This is a genomic window from Luteitalea sp., from assembly GCA_009377605.1.
In the GTDB taxonomy this organism is placed as follows: Bacteria; Acidobacteriota; Vicinamibacteria; order Vicinamibacterales; family Vicinamibacteraceae; genus WHTT01.
In genome coordinates this window covers 158,401-180,566 of record WHTT01000001.1, presented here as the reverse complement: position 1 = coordinate 180,566, position 22,166 = coordinate 158,401, and the positions used below count along the sequence as shown (strand labels likewise).

Here is a 22,166-nt window from a genome sequence, read left to right as displayed (position 1 = left end):
CGTGCCCGCCTCGATGGGCCGTCCCGCGGCCGCCAGCAGGCCCACAGGCTTCGTTCCGACCCGAAGCGGCACGAGGTGGATCATGTGACCCTCGACCGTCATGGTGCGATGCCCCGCGTACGTGCGGGCGTAGGCATCGAATTCGAGCGAGGTCTGGGCGGCAACAAACGCCGTAGACAGTTGGCACTTGTCCAGAGTAATGGTCCGTGCGCCGGCGTCGAATACATCCCAGTCGCTCGCGCGCGGCAGGGCAATCGCGACGAACTTCAGGTCGAATCGGCGGGCAACCGATCGCGCCAGGATTGCAATCGCCTCCCGGCTGTCGGTCATCACCAGCACGTCGCGACTCAAGTCGAATAATCGCGCGAGCTCGTCGCGTCGTCCGACGGCCTCCTGCGCTCGGGCCTGCGCCGCGGCCGACAGTTGACTTGCGATGATGGCCACGACGAGAAACACGAACAGCGCTACCCAGTTCTGCGGGTCGTCCAGCGTGAAGGTGTGGAACGGCGGCAGCAGGAAGAAGTTGAAGGCTGCCGTAGCGATCATGGAGACGGCGATCGCGACGCGCACCCGCACGGCTGTGGCCGTAATCAGGATGACCAGCAGAAGCAGGAGCGCCGCAATGGTGGGATTGGGAAGGCGCTGCAGCGCGCGCAAAACCAGGATGACCAGAGCGATGGCACCGAGGCCGGCAGTGCCGATGGCCACGTCACGAGATCCGGTCCGGCGTCGCACGCTCTCCATCCTAGTGCCCCGAATCAGAGATTCGTTGAAAATGTCAACGAATCTCTGATTCGGGACACCAGGCTGGACCGGCTCCGTCAACAATCGCGAACCGGAATCACTGCTTGCTGCAAGCGACACGTCGACCCACAGCCGCTCCACGTTAGCGCCAAAGTTCACCCGATCCGCCATGTTGGTACCGGGCGGGCCGTTCGGTCTCCGGCTCGCCCCGCGTTACTACCAGGGACGCCGGGCCGAGGGGGAACGGTGCCGCAGTCGACGACCGCATGGTGCTGGCCGTGTTCCCAGCAGAAGGGAGAGTCATCTTGATGCGACGTGCCGCTTCGTCTTGGGGACGGGGAGGAAGGCCATCCGGGCTGATCTGCCTCGTGGCCCTTGCGCTTCTCGGCTTTTTCGCCGCCGGCGCTCGGGCGCAACCCTTCAACGGCTACCTGATCCTCGATGGCAATAACAGCGACTACATCGAGATCCCACACAGCCCAGACCTGAACCCGACGGATGCCATTACCTTGGAGGGCTGGGTCCGCTTCGACGCCCTCGGCTGCGTGAGCCTGATCGGCAAGAACTGGCTGGACGCCTACTGGGTCGGTCACTGCGCTGGCTCGCTCCGCTCCTACACTCGCGGCTCGTCCTCGGCCTGGGATGGCGGGACGTTTCCTCTCGACGAGTGGACCCACTGGGCGGTGACGTGGGACGGCCAGTTTCGGCGTTATTACCTCAACGGCAGCCAGGTTTCCCTGCTCGTGTCCGCCGCACCGCTGACAACCAGCGCCGACCAGGTGCGCATCGGGAGCGACGTCGAGTTCGAGTTCGCCCCGATGGCCGCCCTTGACGAGTTTCGCCTCTGGAACGTGGCCCGGACCGAGGCCGAGATCCAGAGCACCATGAACGTGCCGATCAAGACGCCGATGCCAGGGCTCGTGGCGGTCTGGTCGCTGGACGGGGACGGGAGCGACGCGCTGGGCACCCATCACGGCGAGGTGATCGGCGACCCGGTCTTCGCCTCGCAGTACGACTTCGCGGAAGGTGCGACCGGCTTCTTCACAACGGCGCTTGGCGTCTTCAATCCGAGCCGTACCCGGCAGGCCAGCGTCGAGGTGACGCTGCTGCCCGACGTCGGAGTGCCCATCGTGATCCCGTTCGATCTCGATCCGCTCACGCGGACCAGCATCGACGTCGACGCCGAGGTCGGCGGGCCAACCGGCGTGGCGGCTGTCGTGAGGGCGAACGGGCCCATCTCCGCCATGCGGCAGGTGCACTGGGACGACAGCGTCTTCGGCAGCACGCTGGAAAGCGGCGCCGCCGGTTCATCCACGGCGCACTACTTCGCGGAAGGGGCCACGACCATCTGGGACCTCTTCTATCCGCTCTCGAACGACAACGACACCGACGCCGAGGTGACGATCCAATACCTGCGTCTCAGCGGCGCACCGGTTGTTCAGACCGTCACCGTTCCCGCGCACACGCGGCGGACGATCTGGGCGAACGCGGAGCCGGGCATGGAGGACACGCAAGCCGGCGCCATCATCACGGCCGACGTCCCGATTGCGGCGGAGCGGGCGATGTACCTGACCGGTGCCGGAGGCGCGTGGCGCGCGGGGGCCGCCAGTCGCGGGGCCCATGCGCTCAACCAGAGGTGGTACTTCGCGGAGTGCGCCACCGCGTTCTTCGACTGCTTCCTGCTGCTGGCGAATTCCGATGCCGGGGCGGTCGCGAACGTGCAGGTCGTCTACCAGTTGCCCAGCGGGCAGACGATGACGAAGACCCACATCGTACCGGCCAACGCGCGGCGGACGATCCTCGTCGAAGCGGACGATGCGGCGCTGGTCGACACGGCGGTGGCCATGACCGTCATCTCCGATGTGCCCATCGTCGCCGAGCGCGCGATGTGGTGGGGCCCGAACTCCCTCTCGTGGTACGAGTCGCACGTCGCGCTCGGCTCGACCGAGACCGGGACCGTCTGGGGTGTTGGCGAAGCCTGGTCGGGCGGTCCGGCTGCGGAGGATGCCTTCGTCCTGGTTTCCAACACGGGCGACGACCCAGCGCAGGTAAGGCTGACGATCGTTTATGACGACGGCACCAACGAGCAGAAGGATTACACGGTGGCCGCCAACGCCCGGGCAACGTTTCTCATGGGCGCGGAGTTCCCGGCGTCGGATGGCCAGCGGTTCAGCGTGCTCGTGGAAAGCCTGGGGGGCTCGATAGCCATGCCCCTCATCGTCGAGGTGTCGCGCTATCAGTCCACGAGCGGGCGGTTTGCAAACGCTGGCGGCGCGACGACCGCGACGAAGATCGAGTAAGCCCACCTCGAGAGAGGGCGCATCGAAGCACGAGCCCTGGGGCGAGCGCGGCGGCCGGCCGCGCCGCCCCGCGGGGCGCCGTCAATAGCAACGGCGAGGACGGAACACGACGTGCAGTTCTAGCGGGCCGCGGCCTTCGGGCGCGCCCCACGACGCTCACTTGTGAGCCCCGAAACTTGACCCAAATGCGTCAAGTTTCGGGTTCTCAAGGGTTCTATTGTCAAATAGCCAGAAGGCTCCGGCGCGCGGGGGTGACGGGCGCGTTCAGGGCAGCGTGTAGCTGAACTCGTAGGAGTGCTTCCCGTCGGCAAGGATGATGGTCATCGAGCCCTCGAGACCCGCCAGCTCGCCCGTCCCAGAATCCGGGATCACTGTCACCGACCACCCCTCGGGCACGCCGCTTCTCATCACGGCCCTATGCACGAGCGCGAAGCTGCCCTCGCGCCCCTGCAAGGTACCGCTTACCTTCTCAACCGCCACGTAGGCGCCCGATTGGGTGCCGTCGCCGAAGGCCAGCATTTCGCCATGGCCGGCCGCCTCCAGGATTCCGTGATACTGCTTGTTCAGCGACAGGCGGCTGACGTTGGCCGCCTGGGCGTCGGGGTTGTCGGCTTGCTGCGGCGTGATCTTGACGTCGAAGGTTCCATTCGCTTGCATGACAGGACGCTCGCTCTGATCTGTGGTGGATGCAAGAAAGGGTGTCACAAGCGCGGCCCAGAGCACCAGGCCGGACAGGAAAGCAGTTGGTTTCATGGTGTGGTCGCAACGTAACGATGAGCAAGTAGGATTGCACGACTGCCATGACGAAGGATTGGAAAAACGCGACAGCGGCCGCTAGTCCACCGGCTGGGCCGCCGCCGGGGCCGCCGATCGGACGGGAAGTGGGCAAGGCGCGCGGCATCCTGCGGCATGCGCCGGCGCCGGGCGGCGAGTTCCATCACGCGCGCATCGCGCCGGCATCCGGGCTGGCCGGCTTCGTGCAGCACTTCTGGATCGTGCGCTGGGACCTGCGCGGCTTCCCGCCGCAGCTGCGGGAGACGCTTCCCCACCCGAACGTACATTTGACCCTGGCGCCCGGAGAGTCACGCATCTACGGCGTGCAGACCGGCCGCTTCACGCGCGTGCTGGAAGATCGAGGTGGCGTGTTCGGCGTCAAGTTCCGCCCCGGCGGGTTTCATCCGTTCCTGCGGCGGCCGGTCTCGAGCTTGCGCGACCGCACCATACCGCCGCGGCTGCTCTTCCATGAGGCGGCCGACGCTCTGCAAGCAGACGTGTCAGGAGCATCGCCGGACGAGACAGCGATGGTCGCCGCCGCGGAACGCTTCCTCGACGCACACCGGCCGCCGGCAGACCCCGAGGTGGAGCGCGTTGGCGCCATCGTCGACGAGATCGCCGAGGATCGCAGCGTAACGCGCGTCGAACAGATCCTCGAGCGCCACGGTCTACAGATGCGCACGCTGCAGCGCCTCTTCAACGAGTACGTCGGCGTGGGCCCGAAGTGGGTCATCAACCGCTACCGCCTGCACGAGGTGGTCGAACGCCTCGCGGAAGACCGCCCGGTCGACTGGGCACTGCTCGCGCTCGATCTCGGCTATTTCGATCAGGCCCACTTCATCCGCGACTTCAAGGCCATGACGGGCCGCACGCCGTCCGCGTACGTTGCCGGCGAACACGGCCGGCGTCGCGGAAAACGCAGAACGTAGGTTGGCCGTGCGGCGCGTCTCGGGCGACGGGTCGTCGGAGCTCGCGATGCTTTCACAGCACGACTGTCGACGGGCGATGTACCGAACTCTCTGCCAAATCGTTGGGCTCGCCCCATGCGACGCTGTGCCCGCGATGCACATAGCGGGCTAACCGTCTGATGCTTGGCTGCCGGCGTGGCGTGCATCGCGGCTGGATCCGAACGTGGTACTGAGAACCGACTAACTCGGCCGGCGCAAAGCGGGTGAAGACATCGTCTTCACCCGTGGCGGGCGGAGCCCCCTCTCGAGCGACTGGGCGGCCTTCAGATTATCATCTGCGTGCGGCATAGCTCTGACGTGTCGTATGCCATGTACGCATCAACTCGTTCCGGCACGAGTTGATGCGCATGCGACATAACATCGGCCGAACTCATTTGGTACAGAAATGGACTCGAAGTCGCCACTCTGGATTCGTGGCTGGGTCGCGCCGCGCGCGGTGCCTGCCACGTACTCGTTCCTCGCCCAATACAAGCGGGCGGCGGCGCGGCTTCGGTGTCCAGGATCGTCATCTTTATTTGACGAGCTAATACAAGCAGGATATCCGATCGTCGTCCAATAGGCCCATCCGAGGAACTCGCGCATGCACACCCTTTGCGAACGCATCCAGATTCGTGCTGTGGCGGTGCTATGGCTCGGTTTGCCACGGCTTGATTCCCCGCGGTGAACGTCCCGCAGCCGCGCGCAATCGGTCGAGTATTCAACACGCCAATGACGTCCACGAAACGACCGACCATACCAAACCATAGGACATTGCCGCACGCCCGTTCAACGTCATTTGCCCTGCTGGCTCATCGTCGTCGCTGCCAAAGATGGTCCGTGGCAACATTCCTGGATCTTAGACAGAAGGGCAGGCGCACTCGTTGTCGACGCCGCGCAGGCGCTCAGCCCACAGCGTCCTCCTTCTGTCACTTCACGGATACCATGGTGCGTGAGAGCCCCTGCGCCACGAAAGGGTAGGAACACCTTCGCGATAGCCTTTCGCCGTGGTGCCGGCGACGCTGAGCCTGGCAGCCTGGCGGAAGTGAGATCCGCACAAGAGGAGAACACGCATGTTCAGACTGGGAATGACCGCGCTCGTTTTATCACTCGCCGCCCTGGGTGGCGTAGATGCACAACCATCCGCGGAATCCACGAAAGTGACGCCCCTCCTCACGAAGCCGTTAGTTGGCATCGACGGCAAGGAGGCCGTGATGCTCACCGTCGAATACGCGCCGGGAGTGAGCTCGGACGCCCACCGGCACAACGCGAACACGTTCGTATACGTGCTCGAGGGCTCCGTGGTCATGCAGGTGGCGGGCGGGGAGCCAGTGACGTTGACCGAGGGGCAAACATTCTACGAATCGCCCAGCGACATTCACTCTGTCTCGCGCAACGCCAGCGAGACCGAGCGGGCGCGAATTCTTGTCTTCTTCGTCAAAGACGAAGGCGCGCCAACCACCGTACCAATGCAGTGAGAGCCGGCGACGCTCAATCGCGAGAATCTCGACAAGGGTCGGTCGAGCCATGATGCGACAAGGCTGGTCCCGCGCCCGACGACCGCTAGCCAGCCTTGATCTGCGTGTGACGTGAGGCCAGCATTCGGCCGATCGGCCTCCATGGTCACGAGATGGGCGTGCGAATCGCGCTCGGCGCTCATCAGCGACGAATCTTGCAACTCGTCCTTGGACAGAGTCTACGGTCGGTGGTGCTCGGTTTGGTCATCAACCGTTCTCTGCCGATGCCCGTTGTTTCCAGATCTTGCTCCTCTGCGATGAGCGGCGCCACAACAAAATGCTTCGCTAAGGTAGAATTGCTGACTCATGAAACCTTTACAGGTAGGCCTGCTCGTTCTGGGTGTTGCTGTGCTGGCGGCGCTCACCACCGGCGTGTCGATCGGGTGGAGCGCCCCGGCGGCGGACAAGGCGGATGGGTACCTGCTCGTCGCCAACAAGGGCGCACGCGCCTTGAGCATCATCGACCCAGCCACCAACACAGAGGTCGGGCTGGTCGCCGAGAACGGCGTGACCGGTCACGAGGTGGCGGCCTCGCCGGATGGCAAGACGGCCTACGTCCCCATCTATGGCGACTCCGGCGTGGGCCGCGCCGGCACCGACGGACGAAACCTGGTCGTCATCGACGTTGCCGCCCGAAAGATCATCGGCGACGTCGACTTCGGCAAGGGCGTCCGCCCGCATGATCCGGTGTTCAATCCAAAGGACGGCTTCCTCTACGTCACGACCGAGCTGGACCAGAGCGTGACGATCATTGATCCGAAGAGCCTCCAAATCGTCGGCTCCGTGCCGACCGGTCAGGAGGAATCGCACATGCTCGCAATCTCCCACGACGGCCGCCGCGGCTACACGGCGAACGTCGGCCCTGGCACCGTTTCGGTACTGGATCTGGAGCAGCGCAAGACGCTGGCAATCATCCCCATTGCCAAGATCACGCAGCGCGTCACGATCTCGCCGGACGACAAGTTCGTTTTCACCGCCGATCAGACGAAGCCGCAACTGGCAATGATCGACGCGGCGACCAACGAGATCGCGCGATGGATTCCGCTACCAGCCATCGGCTTCGGCGCCGCTCCCACCCACGATGGCCGCTGGCTCGTCGTCGCCCTGCCCCGCGCGAACCAGGTCGCGGTCGTCGACCCGAAGACCTTCGAGGTCGCGCACACGATCGATGTTCCAGCGGCACCGCAGGAGCCGGTCATCCGGCCCGACGACAAGATGGTGTACGTCTCCTGCGACCGCAGCCAGAAGGTGGCGGCGATCCGCACCTCCGACTGGAAGGTCGAGACGCTCATCGACGCGGCCGAAGGCGCCGACGGCCTTGCCTGGGCCGTCAACTCCAGAGGTTCGCGATCGGGGCGGCAATGATGTTGTGGTCGAGGATGAAGGCTCTGGGACCTGTATGGAGCACGGCGCCACCAAGGAAGCGATCGCCGAGCTCGTCCCGTAGCCATGCAAGGTGTCGCGCATCGTGGCGCGTCGGCGCGCTGGTGGCCTTGACTTCGAAGCTGAACACACGTTGGCCGCCGTACTCGACCATGATGTCGATCTCGCGTCGGCCCTGTTCTTGGCGCAGGTGGTAGAGCCTGGGCGAGGATGCGCTTCGGGCAAGCGCCGCCCTCAATTGGCCAGCCACGAACGTGTCGAGCGTGCGCGCGACGATGTCCGCGTCTGCGATCAGCCCCGCGACATCGAGCCTAAGCGTCGCGAGTGCGAGTGATGAATCGACGAAGTACCGCTTGGGTCCGCGGACGAGTCGTTTGAGGCGGTTGGTCCACCATGCGGGCATAAGGACGCTGGCAAGGGCAGTCACCGAGCGGTGGAGATGCCGAACGGCCATACGGTGGTCATTCCGCGCAAGGTGAAGCCCGGCCTCCTCAGCAGCGTCATCAAGACCGCCGGTCTCACGCTGGATCAATTTCTGCGATGCTTATAGCGAGGTAAAAGCTGTGCAAGCGTACTCGGTCATCGTTCACGAAGATCACGAAAGCGGTGGCTATTGGGCTGAAGTCGTAGATCTCCCAGGTTGCTTTGCATCCGGCGACACACTGGATGAGCTCGAACGGGATGTGCGGGACGCGATCGAAACCTACATCGCCGCCCAAGAGAAGCTCGGCAAGCCGGTGCCGAAGGGCCGGAAAATCGATGTGCCCGGCGTTCGCCGCTGGGAGATCGCAGTTGCCTAGACGTCTGCCAAGCCACCGGTCGTGAGCAGCAAGCTTCTCGCTCCTCACTGGTAGCGAAGGTCCGCCCCGCGGGTTCGGCTTGGCTCGGCGGTTCGAGGCCGAGCTTCGCTACATGGGCACCAGGGAAGCCGCCTTCAGCAGCGTCGCCGTGCCCGGGTTCCACGCGCAGCCTCCCCGCTCACCTGCCTGAGTTAAAGTACCCAGTATAGGTAATACTACCTATACAAAATAGGCAGCACTACCTACGCAAATACGGTAGTTCTCTCCATTCCCTTCACGCCGACAGCCGCGCATCCTGTTTGCCATCGACCTGCAGACCTCGGGATGTCACATGTCCCGCGGACGCCTGCGAGGGGAGGAGACATGATGAAGCGAAGAGCACAGCTGCCAGCACGTCTGGTCCTCTGGTGCCTGGCGGCCTGCGTGGCAATGCCCCAGGCTGCCGGTGCCGCATCGGATCCAGCAAAGGCTCCCGGGCCCGAGACGTCCCGGAGCCAACCCGTCGTCACGCGCGAAGACGTGACGTCGCCGGCCGACGCGGCGGCGCCGGCCAACACCACATCGGTGGAGAGCCTGCCGGTCGCCGCCCAGGCGAGCATCTCGGCGGCGCTCGGACGTGACGATGAGCAATATCACGCCGAGACCGCCAGCGGCAGCGTCACGCTGACGAACCACGATCACCAGATCACGACCGTGTTCACGCGCGACGGGGTGACCATCCAGCGCCGGGACGCCGCGCCGATTGGCATGGCGCTGACCACCATCGGCGTGGGCGAGACGCTCGCGCCTGTGACACCCGCAACGCCAGTGGCAGCTACCAACCGCGTCGAGTATGTCCGTGGTCCTCTCACGGAGTGGTACGTCAACGGTCCGGTGGGCCTCGAACAGGGCTTCACACTCGACGCGCGGCCGGCGCAGGCTGATGGCCCGTTGACCCTGGCGATGACCCTGACCGGCCCCGGTACGCCGAGGCTCGACGGGGAGACGAACGTCGTGACCTGGCAGGACGGCCTCAGCTACGGCGGCCTCTTCGCTGTCGATGCCGAGGGACGGGAGCTGCCCGCCTCGCTCGCGCTGGACGGGCGCACGCTGCGCATCGAGGTGGACGACGAGGCGGCCGTGTACCCCATCGTCATCGACCCCTGGCTGCAGCAGGCCAAGCTCACGGTGGGTGGACCGGCGGACGCTGGGGTGGGCACATCCGTCGCCGTCTCGGGCGACACGGCCCTGGTGGGTGCACCGCGTGCAGACACGGTGTACGTCTTCACCCGCAGCGGCACGGTCTGGAGCGAGGAGGCCGCGATCACCCCGGACGGCGGGACGGGGATCTTGTTTGGCATCTCGGTCGCGCTGCTGGGCGATGCCGCGGTGGTGGGAGCGCCCAACGCCGCCGTCGCCGGCAACGACCGTCAGGGCGCGGCCTACGTCTTCACGAGGAACGCCGGCGTCTGGACCCAGCAGGCGGTCCTGACGGCGAGCGACGGGGCGGAGGGCGATAGCTTCGGCTACTCGGTCGCCCTCGAGGGCGATACGGCCCTGATAGGCGCCTGGCTGGCCGACTGGGGCGAGAGGGCGTTCAGGAACCGGGGCGCGGCGTACGTCTTCACAGGCAGCGGTCCAGACTGGAGTCAGCAGGCGAAGCTCGTCGCAGACGACGGCTTCTTCCAAGCGCACTTCGGCAACGCGGTCGCGCTCTCCGGCGACGGAAACATCGCCCTGGTGGGCGCACGCGAGGACGGCGCGAACCCCATCACCAACCGTGGCGCAGCGTACGTCTATACGCGGAGCGGCTCGGCGTGGACCCAGCAGGCCAAGCTCCTCGCGGACGACTGGGCACGGGGCGATTGGTTCGGCGGGGCGGTCGCCCTGTCCTTCGCGGGCGACGTCGCCCTGATTGGAGCGTTCTTCGCCGACGTGGACGGCAACGACCGGCAGGGCGCGGCCTACGTCTTCGCCGGCAGCGGGGCGAGCTGGAATCAGCAAGCGAAGCTCGTCGCAGACGACGGGGCGCCCGGCCATCGATTCGGGAGCTCGGTGGCCCTCTCCGACGATGGAGAGACGGCGTTGGTGGGCGCGCGAGTGAGTCCCGATGTGCCCGCCATCCCGGGCGCAACGTACGTGTTCACGGGCAGCGACGGGGCCTGGACGCCGCAGGGCAAGCTCCTCGCCTCCGATGCGACGCAAGGCGACGAGTTTGGCTTTTCGGTGGCCCTCGACGGCGACACCGCGCTGATGGGAGCGCCGGGGGCCGACGCGGCCTACGTCTTCACCGGAAGTGGCGCGGTCTGGACCGAGCAGGCCAAGCTCGGGCCCTCCGGAGCACCGAACGCTGTCTTCGGCGTGTCGGTCGACCTCAAGGGGGACACGGCCCTGGTGGGAGCGTCCGGACAGGAGGCAGCCTACCTCTTCACCCGCAGCGGCGCGGTCTGGACCGAAGTGGCCACCCTTACCGCGGACGACGGGGTACAGGGTGATGACTTCGGCTTCTCGGTCGCCCTCTCGGTCTCAGGCAATACGGCCCTGGTCGGAGCCTGGACGGCCGACTGGGGTGAGCAGGCCTCCACGAACCGGGGCGCCGCCTATGTCTTCACCCTCAGCGACGACGGGACCTGGAGCCAGCAGGCCAAGCTGACCGCGGACGACGGGTGGTTTCAAGCGCAATTCGGCTTCGACGTCGCCCTCTCGGGCGACGGCAACATCGCCCTGGTGGGGGCCCACAATGACGGCGCGAACCAAAACCAGAACCGGGGCGCGGCCTACGTCTACGGCCGCAGCGGCGAGACCTGGAGCCAGCAGGCCAAGCTCCTCGCGGAGGACGGAGCGCGGGGCGCTTTCTTCGGCGAGTCGGTAGACCTCTCTCTCGCGGGCGACATCGCGCTGATTGGGGCAGCCCGCGCCAACGTGGGTGACAACGCCCAGCAAGGCGCGGCCTACATCTTCACCGGCAGCGGGACGACCTGGACGCAGCAGGCCAAGCTCGTCGCGGACGACGGCACGCCAGGTGCCCGATTCGGCCTCTCTTCCGCCCTCTCCGACGACGGCGGGACCGCCCTGCTCGGGGCGCCGTTACGGGGACCCAATGCTCCTGACCTCCCAGGCGCGGCCTACGTCTTCACCGGCGGCGGTGCCGACTGGACACAACAGGCCAAGCTCCTCGCGTCCGACGGGACGGCAGGGAATGACTTCGGCGTCGGGGTCGACCTCTCGTTCGATGGCGACACCGCGGTAGTGGGAGCATCGACGGCGCATGGCACGGGTGCCGCTTACCTCTTCTCCCGGAGCGGCGAGGTCTGGACCGAGGGGAGCACGCTCACCGCGGACGACGGAGCGGCGGGCGATGCGCTCGGCAGGTCAGTCGCCTTCTCGGACGGCACTGCCCTGGTGGGAGCACCGAGCGCCGACGTGGGCGGCAACACGGACCAGGGCGCGGCCTACGTCTTTGTCTTGGAAGACGAAGCCGCCGACTGTGATGGTGACGGCATGTCCAACGAGGACGAGCTGCGCTATGGGCTGGATCCGTGCAACGCCACCGATGAAGATGGGCCGGACGGGGATCCGGATGGTGATGGGATATCCAACATCGACGAGATCAACGCGGAGGTGCCGTCACATCCGCGCGGCTTCTACGTCCAGCACTTCGCCGAAGGGGCCGTCGGCGACTTCTTCCAGACCGACGTCGGCTTCTTCAACGCCAGCCGCGAGGAGGCCGCCAACGTGCTGGTGACGGTGATCCCAGAGGCGGGACACCCGGCAGCCTCGCAGTGGTACACGGTGGAGCCGCTCACGCGGGTCACCGTCGATCTCGAAGCGGCGCTCGCCGGCCAGTCTACCGGCGCTTCCACGCGCATCGAGTCCGATCAGCCGATCGCTGGCCTGCGCCAGATGCTGTGGGACGACACCAGCTACGGCAGTGCCCTCGAGAGTGGCCAGCCCGAGGCTGCGAACACGTGGTACTTCGGCGAGGGGGCGACCTACGTCTTCGACGTCTTCCACGTGATCGAGAACGAGAACAGCGTGGACGCGAACGTCACGATCACATACCTGCGCGGGCAAGACCAAGGGCCACCCGTGATACAGGAGGTGGTGGTCCCCGCCTACACGCGCCAGACGGTGTGGGCAAACGCCGTGCCAGGGCTCGAGTCCGTGGAGATCTCGGCCGTGATCACTTCCGATGCGCCGATCGTCGCGGAGCGGGCCATGTACTTGACCGGCGATGGCGATCGCGGCTTCGAGGCCGGTCAGATGAGCGCCGGCGCCACGGCGCTGAGCACCACCTGGAACATTGCCGAGGGGGCGACGCACTACTTCGACACGTTCCTCTTCTTCGGCAATCCCAACGACCAGGAGGCCACGGTCACGGTGACGTTCCAGTTGCCCGCGGGCCAGACGATCACCAAGCAGTACGTCGTGCCGGCACAGGCAAAGCGGACCATCCTCATCGACGGCCAGCAGGATCCGTTCCTGGAGGACACGGCGTTCGCCGCCAGCGTGTCCTCGACCGTACCGATCATCGTCGAACGGGCGATGTGGTGGGGGCCGACCTCGGCGTCGTGGTACGAGGCGCACGCCTCGCTCGGCACCACCGAGACCGGCACGGTCTTCGGGATCGGCGAGGCCCAGAGCGGCGGCGAGGCGGAGGAAGACACGTATGTGCTCGTCTCCAACGCCTCGGACACTCCAGCGCCAGTGCGCTTCACGCTCATCTATGACGATGGGACGACCGAGGAGAAGACGCTCGAGGTCGGCGGGAGCTCGCGTCTGACCGCGCTCATCACGACCGAGTTCCCGGCGTCCGAAGGGCGGCGCTTCAGCATCCTCGTAGAAAGCGTCGACCAGGTGCCGATCACGGTCGAAGTGTCGAGGTATCAATCCACCGATGGACTCTTCGGCAATGCCGGCGGGACGGCACACGCCACGAAGATCCAGTAGTCAGCGCCACACAGGGTGCCGCGGCGTACGTCTGCGCCGCGGTACCCGGCCCACGGTCACGCCCGACCTAAAAGGTCGGGCCTACACTTACCGGGCCCTGCCAAAGGTCGGGCGCCACGTGAACGGAATTGCGCTTAAGGTAGTGGCAACAGGCTATCCTCATGATGTCGCTACCTGTCACCCTCGCTCACCTGAGAGTCTTCGCCGCCGTCGCCAAGCATTGCAGCTTCTCCCGCGCCGCCGACGAGCTGCGCGTCAGCCAACCATATGTGTCAGGCCAGATCGCCGGCCTGGAGGCGAGGCTCGCGTTGGTGCTGTTCAATCGGACGGGCCGTCGAGCGTACCTCAGCGAAGCAGGCAAGCTGTTTCTTCCGTACGCGGCGAAGGTTCTGACGACGCTGCAGGAGGCCGACCGATCGCTGCAGGATTTCCGTGGCCTGGTCACGGGCCATCTGGTGGTTGCCGCCAGCTCGACGCCTGGAGCGTATCTGCTGCCGCGCCTGCTCGGCCAGTTCCTCGAGGACTACCCTGGCGTCCATGTCACGTTGCAGATCAAAGACACAGTCCATGTGGAGCGGCTGCTGCTCTCACAAGAGGCGGAGCTCGGCGTCGTGGCCTCCCCGCCCACGTCGACCGAGCTGGCGACGGAGCCGCTCGGCCTCGACGAGCTCCTGTTGGTGGTCGGTCCGCGTCATCGCTGGGTCAACCGCTCGGGTGTGACGTTCAAGGACCTCGAAGAGGAGCGTCTGTTGGTACGAGAGCGCACGTCTGGCACGCGTATCCGTATCGATGAGGAGCTCACGCGGACGCGAGTCCAGCCGCGAACGATGTTGGAGCTGAGCACCGTCGAGGCGATCCGCGAAGCATTGGCCTGCGGGCTCGGCATCTCGTTTCTTTCCAAGCACGCCGTGCAGCAGGACATCGCGGCGCGCCGGCTCGTTGTCGTTATGCTGGCCCACCGCCCCCTCACGCGCCCGATCTCCCTGCTGACCTCGACGGGACACAAGCTCAGTCCCGCGGCGGCCGTGTTCCGCAACTTGATTCTCGCCGAGTTCACGTCGGCGGACCGCACCTGAACGTCGCGTGCGCCATACGTAGCGCAGGCCTTCAGGCCTGCCAGTAAAGCGCGGGCGCAGGCAGGGCTAAAGCCCTGCGCTACGTACGACTCCTTCACCACGAGCTGCCCGTACGATTTGGTGATAGCTCTCATAACCGTCGCCGCAGAAATCTCATCAACGGTTACTGAATCGACACAGCCGATTGCTACCGTCGTGCCTCCAGATAGGAGCCGCACGATGGTGGGTTTTCTCAGGAGATGGATGCCGCACACAGCGGCGATGCCGGCGACAATCGCGCTTCTCATGGTCCTTGCTCTGGTCGGCGTGCCCACATTTGGCTTTGCACAGACCGGAGGCACGGCTGGGGTGTACGGCACGGTTCACGATCCGGGAGGCGCGGTGGCGCCGAATGTACAGGTCACGCTGATCAATGCCGATACCGAGTGGACCCAAACGACGCTCACCGAGGGCAGCGGGCAGTTCGTGTTTCGGTTCGTGCCAGTGGGCCGCTACGAGCTCATCGCCGAGAAGGAGGGATTCCAGCAGTACCAGCAGTCCGGCATCGTGCTCCAGGTGAACGACAACCCAAGGCTCGATGTGGGCTTGATCGTCGGCGACGTGACGACCACGGTCAGCGTGGCGGCCTCCGCACCACTGGTGCAGACGCGGGGCGCCGACATCAAGTCCGTCGTCGACTCTCGGCGCATCGTGGACCTGCCGCTCAACGGCCGCAATCTGGCGGACTTGGCGCTGCTGTCGCCCGGAACCGTGCCGGCCAACGACACCACCGGCGCCGACAAGAACGGCAATGGCGACGGCGTCAAGATCCCGCTGGGCAGCCGGCAGTTCTCCATCAATGGCGCACGCAACAACGAGACCCGCTACACGTTGGACGGCGCCGACAACAACGACACGATGTACAACGCCGGCATGCCGTTCCCGTTTCCAAACGCGGTGCAGGAGTTCACCGTCGTGACATCGGGCAAGGGTGCCGATGTCGGCTCGAGCCCTGGCGGTAGCATCAACATCGTCACGCGAAGCGGAACCAACCAGGTGCACGGCGACGCTTTCTGGTTCGTGCGCAACTCGGCGTTCAACGCGAACAACTTCTTTTCCGAGACCGGCGACCAGTTGCGTCGCAACCAGGGCGGCTTCACGCTTGGCGGGCCGATCATCGAGAACAGGCTCTTTCTCTTCGGGGGGTGGCAGCGCACGTGGGTGAGACAGACCATCGACAGCAACTTCGAAGAGGCCATGTCCGCGGCCTACCGGCAAGGAGATTTTTCCGATCTCCTGCATCCGACGGACTCCAACCAGGCGCCGCTGCAACTGGTGGACCCGTCTGGCCAGCCATATCCAAACAACCAGATCCCATCCAGTGAGTGGTCTCCTGCCATACAAAGCCTGCTGGCGTACTGGCCCGAGCCGGATGAGAGCGGCCTGGTCCGCGCACCGATCACCGCCAACACCGACATCACCCAGTACATCCTCCGCGGCGACTACACGGTCAACCCGTCACATACGGTCTACGGTCGCTATCTCGGCCAGCCGGCCGAGTCGCCGCGACCGCTCATCGGCGACAATCTGGCGGGCAGCGAGAACGGGAGCAAGCTCACCACGCACAGCGGCACGCTGGCGTGGACCGCGACGGTCTCCTCGGGCCTGGTGTCCTATGCGAACGTGTTCGTCAACTACGCTCCCGCCGCGCGCACGCTCGATTCGCCGTGGGGAGACATCACCGCGTTCGGTGTCGAGATCAACCCGCTGGCCAATGAGCTCGATATCGCGCTCGACGGCACGAGCGACTTCGACCTCGGCAGCGCCAGCCGCAACGCCGACTTCCGGCGCGCCAGCTTCGGCTTCGCCAACTCGTGGCACTGGGCTCGGGGCCGCCACAATGTTTCCTTCGGCGGCGAGATTCGCTGGAGCCGCTACAACGAGTACAACCCCTATCACGGCTCTGGCGTCTTCGGCTTCGATGGTCGCTGCACCGGCTTCGACCAGGCGGACGCGCTGATCGGCTGCCTGTCCGAGTTCACACAGGGCAAGGGCGAGTTCGAATTTCGCCGGCATCACTACCAGGCGCTGTTTGTCGGGGACAGCATTCGGCTGACGGACCGGCTCACGCTGGACGCTGGCCTACGGTGGGAACCCTATACCCCGATTACCGACGTCGGCGATCGCACGCTCCTGTTCCTGCCAGAAAAGTACGCAGCGGGAGAGCGCTCACAGGTCTGGCTGCAGTCACCCCCGGGCCTCTTCTATCCGGGCGACACGGTGGACGGCAGGACGGTGCCCGATGGCGCGAGCGACGCGAGCTGGAATCTCTTCGCTCCGCGTCTCGGATTCGCGTGGGATGCGCTGGGCGATGGCCGCCTCAGCGTCCGCGGCGGCGGCGGCATCTACTACAGCCTGCCCGAGGTCTACCTCCTGAACGCGCTCAGCGACCAGGCGCCATTCGGATATGACCAGACCTTTCAGGGGGGTGTCTTCGACGACCCCTATCGGGGACGTGAGTCCGCGAACGTGTTTCCGCTGTCGGAGAGCTTCGCCAACGATCCGAATTTGCCATTCCCTTCGCCCCTGTTTGCGTACGCGCAGGAACCCACTTTCAAGCAGGCCACCACCTACGCGTGGAACCTCAGCATCCAGAGGCAGCTTCTACAGAACTGGCTCGTCCAGATCAGCTATGTCGGAAACAAGTCAACGCACCTCCCCTACGTCACGGACTTGAACGCGCCCATCTACGACTTCAGCTCGTCGGAGCGCGAAAACCTCCAAACCATGCAGGAGCGCCGGCCATTCCCCGAATACGAGAAGCTGTACATCCTCAGCACCGGCCAGAACGCCAACTACAATGGCCTGCAGCTTCATCTGCAGCGCCGCTTTGATCAAGGGTTCAGCCTGACAGCAAGCTATACCTTCTCGAAGGCGCTCGACTATTCCTCCACCAACGACAGCGTGGAAGAAATGGCCGACGGCAACTCCGTGCCGAACCCGTTCGATCCCCGCTACTTCTATGGACCGTCCGACTTCGACCGGCGACACGTCTTCGTGAGCTCGCTGTTGTGGAACCTTCCCAGCGCTGCCGGGCGCGGAACCCTGCTTCACGCGCTGACGCGCGGTTGGACCGCGAGCACCGTGGTGACCATCCACGGCGGGCGGCCGTTTACCGTGACCGCGAGCTCGACGCAAGCGGCATGCAACGATTGTCAACCGCACGCCGATCAGATTGGCCCATTGACGTTCGACGATGACCGCAGCAAGTCGGAGTGGCTGGAGGAGTATTTCAATACCGCGAACGTCACTGCCGGCGCGCCGGGCACGTTCGGCAACATCGGGCGGAACTCGCTCTACGGTCCCGGCTACGCCAATGTCGATCTCGCGCTCTCTCGCACGTTCGGCCTACCGCTGCAGGGGGGCGGCACGCTGGAGCTGCGCGCCGAAGCGTTCAATCTTCTGAACCATCCGAACTTCGACAACCCCGGCAATCAGTACGGCAGCGGGACGTTTGGCCGCATTACGAGCACGCTGGGGGAGTCGCGAATCCTCCAGTTCGCCGTAAGGATTGGATTTTAGGTGAGGAGACCGAGCATGCGAAGGAGCCTTGCGTTTCTCTGTGGCGTGGCCGCGCTGATCGTGGCGACGCCTGCCCAGGGCCAGATTGCGCGCCGCGTGGTGGTCATCGGCATCGACGGCCTCGGTGCTTACACGCCGCGGCCGTCCGAGAATCCGTCGCTGGACGGTTTGCGAAAGCGAGGCGCCTGGACAATGCACGCCCGCGGTGTCATGCCCACATCGAGCAGTCCCAACTGGGCGTCCATGATCATGGGAGCAGGTCCGGAGCAGCATGGCGTGACGTCGAACGACTGGGAGCCGGACGCGTTCGACATTCCGCCGAGCGTGAGCGGACCTGGCGCGATCTTCCCCACGATCTTCAGCCTGCTCCGCGAGCAGAGACCCTCGGCCAAGATCGGCTGCTTCCATGATTGGGATGACTTCGGGCGCCTGCTCGAGAGGAAGGCCGTGGACCGAATCGAGGATGGTGATGGTCCGGATGACACGGTCGCGCGCGCGGTCCGTTACATCCGCAGCGACGAGCCCGATTTCTTGTTCGTGCAGCTCGACCACGTCGATCACACGGCGCACGAGCGCGGCTACGGCACCAAGGAGTTCTACACCGCGGTCGCGCAGGCCGATCGGTTGATTGGCGATCTGCTGGGAGCGCTCGAAGAGGCAGGCATTCTCGACGAGACGGCCGTGCTCGTCACGGCAGACCACGGCTTTCCGAACGGCAGCAAGAAGCACGGCGGAAACACGCCGGCGGAGCTGGAGATCACGTGGATGGTCGCCGGCCCCGGCGTCCGTGCTGGTCACGAGATCGAGACACCGGTGAACACGTTCGACACGGCTGCCACGATCGCCTGGATCTTCCAGCTCGATCCGCCCGAGGCCTGGCTCGGCCGCCCCGTGCTCGAAGCCTTCGACGAATCCGCCGCGCGCACGTCCGCGCAGCGTCGCTAGCAGCCTGCGGTGAATCTGTCGTACGTAGCGCAGGGCTTGAGCCCTGCCAACCGCCACGCCAATTTTGGCAGGCCTAAAGGCCTGCGCTACGGATGTCGTGTGCTGAGGTGAACAACATCGGATCCAACCCGACGCAAGGGCTGGGACGGTCGGCGAAGGCGTGGCAGATCCGCATCTTTGCGGTCACCTGGATCGCCTACGCAGGCTTCTATCTCTGTCGCAAGAACTTCAGCGTGGCGATGCCGCTCCTGGGCGGCGAGTCGGGCCTGACCAAGCTCGACTTCGCCAACCTGATCTTTGGCTACAGCCTGATGTACGCCGCCGGTCAGCCGCTATTCGGCGTCCTCGCTGATCGTTTCGGTGCCCGTCGCGTCGTGGCCACGGGCATGCTGCTTGCCGTGGTCGCGAACATCTTCATGGTGACAGGCACATCGGTCCTAATGCTGGCGCCGCTCATGCTGATGAACGGGATAGGCCAGGCAACCGGCTGGCCCGGCCTCGTCCAGATCATGGCCAACTGGTTTCGCCGCGGTGAGCGAGGTATGGTGATGGCCTGGTGGACGACGAACTACGTGCTGGGCGGATTTCTTGCTACGGTATTCGCCACCTGGGTCGCCACCAGCAGTCTTCTCCTCCCCGGTCAGGGCTGGCAGCGGGCCTTCTGGGTGCCCGCCGTGCTGCTCGCCGTCATCGCTGCGCTGTTCGTCGCCGGAGCGCGGGACCGGCCCGAAGACAGTGTCGTGCGATCGGAAGAAGCAGCGCCCGACGCGGCCACCCGCCTTCGCTCCGCTTCGGCCCGCCTTCGCTACGCTTCGGCGACGCAGGCCGATGCGCCGGCGGAACGGCCGCATCTTGGGCGCGCGTTGGCCAGCCCGCTGATCTGGATCATTGCGTTGGGCTGTCTGTTCGCGAAGATCACGCGCTACGCGTTCCTGTTCTGGCTTCCGCTCTACATGACCGAGCAACTCGGTTACACGGTGGATCAAGCGGGCTACATGGCGTCCATCTTCGAGTTGTCGGGATTTGGCGGCGCCATCCTCGCCGGCTACGTATCGGATCGACTCTTCCAGTCCCGCCGCTTTCCCGTCACCGCCTTGATGTTCTTCATGCTCGCCGTCGTGTGCCTGGTGCATCCCCTGACCGCCGGCTATGGCTACGTCGCCAGCGGCATCGGCATCGCGCTGATTGGAATCGCGAACTATGGACCGGACACCTTGCTGCAAGGCGCGGCGGCGCAGGATGCCGGCGCGGGATTGGGCACCGGCACGGTATCCGGACTGATCAGCGGTGTGGGATCGGTAGGCCAGCTCTTCTCGCCGTATCTGGTGGCGTTCGTTGCGGCCCGGTACGGTTGGAACGGTCTCTTCCAAGTATTCACGGTCGTGGCGTTCGTGGGAGGCGCGCTGCAAGCGATCTTGTGGAACTATGGCCGACGGGCAGGTGAAGACCATGCAGGGAGAACACCGAGCATATTTGATCGTCGTCGATTCCGGCGGGCGCGTGTTGTGCCACGGCCAGAGCGGTAGTCGAGCCACCGCGGCGCTCTGCTGCGTCGTGGAAGAGGGAGAAAGCCTCGACGCGGCCGCCGCCCGCCTCGCGGGGCAGTACCCCGCCCTCGTCTCTGCCGCGCTCGAGCAACACGGTGAGCTCTGCATCGAACAGGGCGACACTGAGGTTCTCGGATTGGTACTCTCATGCCGATGCGATGAGTCCGCAGGTTTTGTGAACGGCCAGTGGCAGCTTCTCGACGAGCTCCTGACAGCTCCCGACGGCGTGTACACGACGGACAGCCTCGCAGCGCTACGACGGTATGTGCGCGATATCGTCGGCCGGTCGGCCCGATCGGCCCCGCAGCAATCGGAAGGCGACGTCAACCTCTCGCCCACGCGCAGGCACTGGCTCGAGCAAAACATCGACGCAGAGACCAAGCACTGGCTCGACGCCGACGAGCGTTGGTTCCTGCGGCAATCGCTCTCGACGCCCTGCCTCAACGTGCTCGCGCGCTGTGACGGCGCCTACATCGAAGATCTCCAAGGCCGCCGGTATCTCGACTTCCACGGCAACAACGTCCATCACGTCGGCTTCGGTCATCCGAAGGTGATCGCCGCCATCACGGAACAGATGGCGAGCCTGTCGTTCTGCACGCGGCGCTATACGAACATCCCTGCCATCGAGCTCGCGGCGAAGCTCGCGGAGCTCGCGCCGGGCGACCTCGGGAAAGTCCTCTTCGCACCGAGCGGGGCCGGAGCGATCAGCATGGCGCTCAAGCTGGCGCGTGGAGCAACGGGCAGGTTCAAGACCATCTCGTGGTGGGAGTCGTTCCACGGCGCGTCGCTCGACACGATCTCGATCGGGGGTGAGGCGCTCTTCCGCCAGAACGCCGGTCCCCTGCTGCCTGGAACGGAGCATGCGCCGCCGCCGGACCCGCTCCATTGCCCGTTCCAGTGCGGTCGCGAGTGCGACCTTCGCTGCGCGGGCTACATTGAGTACATGCTCGAAAAAGAGGGTGACGTGGCGGCGGTGGTCGCGGAAACCATTCGCAGCACGCCGTACATTCCGCGGCCAGACTACTGGAAGCGGATTCGAGCGGCCTGCGATCGCCATGGCACGCTGCTCATCCTCGACGAGATTCCGCACGGCCTCGGCAGGACGGGGCGCATGTTCACCTGCGAGCACTACGGCATCGTGCCTGACATGGTGGTCATTGGCAAAGGGCTTGGGGGCGGCATCTTTCCGCTGGCCGCGCTCATCGCGCGGAAGGATCTCGACGTGCTCTCGAATCGCGCGCTCGGACACTACACGCACGAGAAGAGCCCGGTCGCCTGCGCCGCGGCGCTCGCGGCAATCGAGCTGCTGGAGAGCGGCATCGTCGAGCACGTCCGCACGCTCGGCGACAAGGCTCGCGCCGAGCTCCGGGAGATGCAGGAGCGCCATCCTCTCATTGCAGATGTGCGCGGGCTCGGCCTCTTCCTCGGCGTGGAGCTGAAGACGGGCGCCGAGCGGGTAATGTACCGCGCCCTGGAGCTCGGGCTCAGCTTCAAAGTGACCATGGGCCGAATCCTCACCCTCACGCCTGCCTTGACGATCACCGAAGAGGAAATGTCGCGCGCACTGGGCATCCTCGAGCGCGCTATTAGCGAGGTGGAGGCTGAACCCGCGCTTCGAGCGTAGCCAATGCTCGAGCGCGTCACCT

Annotated in this window: 14 protein-coding genes; 11 read left to right on the top strand and 3 right to left on the bottom strand. The window is 65.5% G+C overall.

Annotated features, from left to right (window positions below; translation table 11 throughout):
• Positions 1–915 (bottom strand): DUF4118 domain-containing protein (locus GEV06_00715; protein MPZ16426.1); only part of this gene is annotated, 915 nt, incomplete at its 3' end.
• Positions 916–1,010: 95 nt separating this feature from the next.
• Between GEV06_00715 and GEV06_00710 the strand changes: the two genes are divergently transcribed.
• Complete coding sequence (locus GEV06_00710; GenBank protein MPZ16425.1) at positions 1,011–3,044, top strand: hypothetical protein; 2,034 nt, start codon at positions 1,011–1,013, stop codon at positions 3,042–3,044.
• A gap of 264 nt (positions 3,045–3,308) precedes the next feature.
• Here the strand turns inward: GEV06_00710 and GEV06_00705 are convergent, their stop codons facing one another.
• Complete coding sequence (locus tag GEV06_00705) at positions 3,309–3,701, bottom strand: DUF3224 family protein (GenBank protein ID MPZ16424.1); 393 nt, start codon at positions 3,699–3,701, stop codon at positions 3,309–3,311.
• Between the two features lie 212 nt (positions 3,702–3,913).
• Here GEV06_00705 and GEV06_00700 point away from each other — a divergent pair, with 212 nt between their 5' ends.
• From GEV06_00700 to GEV06_00690, 3 genes are all read left to right on the top strand, one after another.
• Entirely contained in the window at positions 3,914–4,747 is an 834-nt protein-coding gene (locus tag GEV06_00700; protein MPZ16423.1) for a helix-turn-helix domain-containing protein, read from the top strand.
• A gap of 1,088 nt (positions 4,748–5,835) precedes the next feature.
• Positions 5,836–6,240 (top strand): cupin domain-containing protein, encoded by a 405-nt coding sequence (locus tag GEV06_00695; protein ID MPZ16422.1) that lies wholly within the window; start codon positions 5,836–5,838, stop codon positions 6,238–6,240.
• Between the two features lie 345 nt (positions 6,241–6,585).
• A complete protein-coding gene (locus tag GEV06_00690) occupies positions 6,586–7,644 on the top strand; it encodes a beta-propeller fold lactonase family protein (GenBank protein MPZ16421.1) in 1,059 nt (352 codons plus the stop codon).
• Here GEV06_00690 and GEV06_00685 read toward each other — a convergent pair.
• Positions 7,610–8,116: a DUF4143 domain-containing protein gene (locus GEV06_00685; GenBank protein ID MPZ16420.1), complete on the bottom strand. Its 507-nt coding sequence runs from the start codon at positions 8,114–8,116 to the stop codon at positions 7,610–7,612. The two genes, GEV06_00690 and GEV06_00685, sit on opposite strands and share 35 nt — an antisense overlap.
• Before the next feature lie 127 nt (positions 8,117–8,243).
• On the opposite strand from GEV06_00685, the gene GEV06_00680 reads away from it, so the two are divergent.
• The 7 genes from GEV06_00680 (at position 8,244) to GEV06_00650 (ending at position 22,144) form a co-directional block, all read left to right on the top strand.
• Positions 8,244–8,462: a type II toxin-antitoxin system HicB family antitoxin gene (locus tag GEV06_00680; GenBank protein ID MPZ16419.1), complete on the top strand. Its 219-nt coding sequence runs from the start codon at positions 8,244–8,246 to the stop codon at positions 8,460–8,462.
• A gap of 324 nt (positions 8,463–8,786) precedes the next feature.
• Positions 8,787–13,391: a hypothetical protein gene (locus GEV06_00675; protein ID MPZ16418.1), complete on the top strand. Its 4,605-nt coding sequence runs from the start codon at positions 8,787–8,789 to the stop codon at positions 13,389–13,391.
• A gap of 161 nt (positions 13,392–13,552) precedes the next feature.
• Positions 13,553–14,467 carry a LysR family transcriptional regulator gene (locus GEV06_00670; protein ID MPZ16417.1) on the top strand — a complete coding sequence of 305 codons (915 nt, stop codon included), beginning with the start codon at positions 13,553–13,555 and terminating at the stop codon, positions 14,465–14,467.
• A gap of 219 nt (positions 14,468–14,686) precedes the next feature.
• Positions 14,687–18,028 carry a hypothetical protein gene (locus GEV06_00665; protein MPZ16416.1) on the top strand — a complete coding sequence of 1,114 codons (3,342 nt, stop codon included), beginning with the start codon at positions 14,687–14,689 and terminating at the stop codon, positions 18,026–18,028.
• Positions 18,029–18,043: 15 nt separating this feature from the next.
• Positions 18,044–18,973: a sulfatase-like hydrolase/transferase gene (locus tag GEV06_00660; protein ID MPZ16415.1), complete on the top strand. Its 930-nt coding sequence runs from the start codon at positions 18,044–18,046 to the stop codon at positions 18,971–18,973.
• A gap of 92 nt (positions 18,974–19,065) precedes the next feature.
• Positions 19,066–20,499, top strand: a complete 1,434-nt coding sequence (locus tag GEV06_00655) for an MFS transporter (protein ID MPZ16414.1) — start codon at positions 19,066–19,068, stop codon at positions 20,497–20,499.
• A complete protein-coding gene (locus GEV06_00650; protein ID MPZ16413.1) occupies positions 20,423–22,144 on the top strand; it encodes an aspartate aminotransferase family protein in 1,722 nt (573 codons plus the stop codon). Before GEV06_00655 ends, GEV06_00650 begins: the two co-directional genes overlap by 77 nt.
• The last annotated feature ends 22 nt before the right edge of the window (positions 22,145–22,166 follow it).